This window comes from Mesorhizobium sp. M4A.F.Ca.ET.090.04.2.1 (genome assembly GCF_003999085.1).
In the GTDB taxonomy this organism is placed as follows: domain Bacteria; phylum Pseudomonadota; class Alphaproteobacteria; order Rhizobiales; family Rhizobiaceae; genus Mesorhizobium.
Map to the genome: position 1 here is coordinate 1 of NZ_RZOT01000683.1, position 2,666 is coordinate 2,666.

Sequence of the window (2,666 nt, forward strand, 5' to 3'; positions counted from 1 at the left end):
TCCTGGTCGCCCAGAATTCGCCGATCCAGGCGGCAGCCGCGCCAGCCGCCATATCCGCGCGGCAGGCGAGCACCAACTAGCCGCGCGCGCCGCCTTCCGCTTGATCTCGGCGGTCGCGGACCGCGCCATCAAACCATTCCCCATTCTTTCGCGCCGCGACCCGCGCGGCGGCCGTCCGTGGTCGCGTGGCGCGCCATTTTCGGAAACATGTTCACTGCAACTTCAACGCAACGCATCAAGACATTCAAGACACTGACGCGCGGTGCCTCGGCCGCGCTGTTTCTCTCGGTCCAGGCCGGGCTTACCGCACTCAGGACACATTCCTGAGTCAAAAGCCCGGCCAAAGCGATTTTTCAGGACGAACGCCGGTGCCGTGACAGCACCGGTCGGGGAGACTTGGAATGGACAGATTGCAATTCGAGGTGCCGGTGCGCATCGCGCCTGCGCCCGGCCTGCCGGTCGAGGAGATCTACGGCGTCGAGCAGGCGCTCGATTTCCTGCAGGCCTGGCCGGCCCGTCGCCAGGGCAAGGTCCATGAGGCCGCCTTCAACGCCTGCTTCGGCGCCACGGTGGATGTGGTCAAGACCGAGGATGCCTGTCGCGCCTTTATGGCGTTCTGCCGCGTCAGCGGCCTGCTGGCCAGGGACATGATGGTTCCCGGCAAGCGCGGCGGCGAGGCGAGGGGGCTGCGGGTGTAAGCTTGCATCGTCCGCCTTTGCCGGCATCTAGCGGCTGAATTTCAGGTCCGGCTTGTCGCCGTCCCAACCCTGAAGCCCTCCAGGCGCCTCGCGAAAGCGCAGGCACCTTGTGCCCATCTTGCCGGCGATGCAGATCTGGTCGCCTTTAACGGACCAGCTTACGGACAGCGTGAAGGGCATGGGGCCACGGATGCTTCCCGTCCCATCCTTCTTGAGCGTGAATTTGAGCGTCTTGCCGTCGGGTGTATCCGCAGACCAGGGACGGCCGTCGGCGAGAACGGCGGCTGCCCTCTGCGGCGACAGGAAGGCCTGGTCCTGCGCGGCAAATGCAGCACCACCGGTAAGAATTGCGATCGAGGCTGCCACGAGCGGCACATTGATCTTCATTGCGATCTCCAGTCTTCGCTTGATTTGTTGGAAGGGCAGTCGGCCCGCATTCAGCCCGAAAAAGACACGCCCCGGTGGCGCATCCCAGTCTGCACGCCGCGAACGATCAGCCGGGACAGGATTTCCATGTCCAGCGGCATTCGCGGACGCCAGACATCAAGGAGAAGGGCGATCCGGGGCTGGTCGGCGTGGTTTGTCACCTCGTGCGGGAAGGTGTCGTCCCACAACATGCATTCGCCGTCGGCGATGCGTCTTTCCTGATGGTTGATCATCATGATCGTTGCCGGCCGCCCATCAGCCTGGCGCGGGATGGCGAGGCCAAGGTGAAACCGCATGATGCCGCGAAAAGGTCCGCGATGGCTGGGGATGTGCTTGCGCGGGGCCAGGAACGAGATCGCCGCCGATTTTACCTCCGGGCATCCGGCAAGCAGCCGGCTGAGCACCGGCATACGCACCAGGTTTTCCGGAACCGGAAGATCGTAGGCCTTGAGCACGAACATGCGCCAGTCGAGGCCGTCATTGGCCGAGATCTCCGCCTGCTCCGGCATGATATCGTGGAAGCGCGGCACCTTGCCGTGTTGCACCGAAAGCGCCTCGTCGCGGATCGCCTGCCAGGCGGCGGTGAACTTCGTGGCATTGGGAAAATGCGTGCCGGCATCAAGAATCGCCGGTGCATCTATGCGCTTTTCGTAGATACGACGGACGAGACCGGTTCCGAGATCGTAGGCGCTCGACATTTCATCACCTCGATGGGTTTACAGATATGGTGGGCGATTGCTTCCGGGCTGTTGCTCACGGAGATTTGTTTGCGCTGTTGAACTCTGCCTCCAATGTCATTGCGTCTTCGCGGCCAGCCTGGGGCCGGTGCTGGCGTCGACGATTTCGGGCTTTGCACTGTCGATGACGCCGTCCCAGCCACCGCCGAGTGCCTTGTTGAGCGCGATGTAGTCGGTGGCCAAGGAGACGCGGCTTTGCAGCATCGTGTCCTCGGCCGAATAGAGCGAGCGCTCAGCGTCCAGCACATCGAGCAAATTGGTTTCGCCGGACGTGTAGAGCGTCCGCTCGAGACGCGCCGCGTCGCCGTAGGATTTCGCCGACGAGGCAAGCTTGCCATTCCTGATGCGCTCCTGCGTCAGCGAAACGCTGGCGTTTTCCACATCCTCCAGCGCCGTCAGCACCGATGCCTTGTAGGCGATGAAATACTTGTCGCGCTCGGTCCTGGCGACGTCGGCGGCTGCCTCCAGCTTGCCGGCGCTGAACAGCGGCACGCTGAGCGTCGGCCCAAAGGACCAGCCGATGGTCGAGTTCTTGCCGAGATCGCCGAGCCTGAGGGCCGAGGTGTCGATGTTCCCGGTCAAGCTGACGCTCGGATAGCGGGCCGCCTCGGCCTGGCCGATCCTGGCGGTGTACTGAGCGTATTGCCGCTCCGCCAGGCGCACGTCGGGGCGGGCAAGCAGGATATCGGCGGGAATGCCGGCCGGCACCGGCAGGCGAGGCGCGGGAATAGGCGCGCCACGCTTCAGCCTGTCGTTCAGAGCCGCCGGCGGCCGTCCGGTGAGGACGGAAAGACGGTGCACCGCC

The 2,666-nt window shown here is 64.3% G+C and carries 4 protein-coding genes; 1 reads left to right on the forward strand and 3 read right to left on the reverse strand.

The features are described from left to right. The first annotated feature begins 401 nt into the window (after positions 1-401). Positions 402-698 (forward strand): DUF982 domain-containing protein, encoded by a 297-nt coding sequence (locus EN781_RS30335; RefSeq protein ID WP_126054233.1) that lies wholly within the window; start codon positions 402-404, stop codon positions 696-698. Between the two features lie 27 nt (positions 699-725). Here the strand turns inward: EN781_RS30335 and EN781_RS30340 are convergent, their stop codons facing one another. From EN781_RS30340 to EN781_RS30350, 3 genes are all read right to left on the reverse strand, one after another. Beyond that, on the reverse strand, positions 726-1,085 hold the full coding sequence (locus tag EN781_RS30340) for a hypothetical protein (protein WP_126054234.1): 360 nt from the start codon (positions 1,083-1,085) through the stop codon (positions 726-728). Between the two features lie 50 nt (positions 1,086-1,135). After that, positions 1,136-1,822 carry an aspartyl/asparaginyl beta-hydroxylase domain-containing protein gene (locus EN781_RS30345; RefSeq protein WP_126054235.1) on the reverse strand — a complete coding sequence of 229 codons (687 nt, stop codon included), beginning with the start codon at positions 1,820-1,822 and terminating at the stop codon, positions 1,136-1,138. Positions 1,823-1,918: 96 nt separating this feature from the next. Then, positions 1,919-2,666 (reverse strand): TolC family protein (locus tag EN781_RS30350; protein WP_189347941.1); only part of this gene is annotated, 748 nt, incomplete at its 5' end.

Excerpts from the sequence above, each read along its gene's own strand:
- EN781_RS30335 (WP_126054233.1), top strand. The coding sequence starts at position 402 with ATGGACAGATTGCAATTCGAGGTGCCGGTGCGCATCGCGCCTGCGCCC.
- EN781_RS30340 (WP_126054234.1), bottom strand. The coding sequence starts at position 1,085 with ATGAAGATCAATGTGCCGCTCGTGGCAGCCTCGATCGCAATTCTTACC.
- EN781_RS30345 (WP_126054235.1), bottom strand. The coding sequence starts at position 1,822 with ATGTCGAGCGCCTACGATCTCGGAACCGGTCTCGTCCGTCGTATCTAC.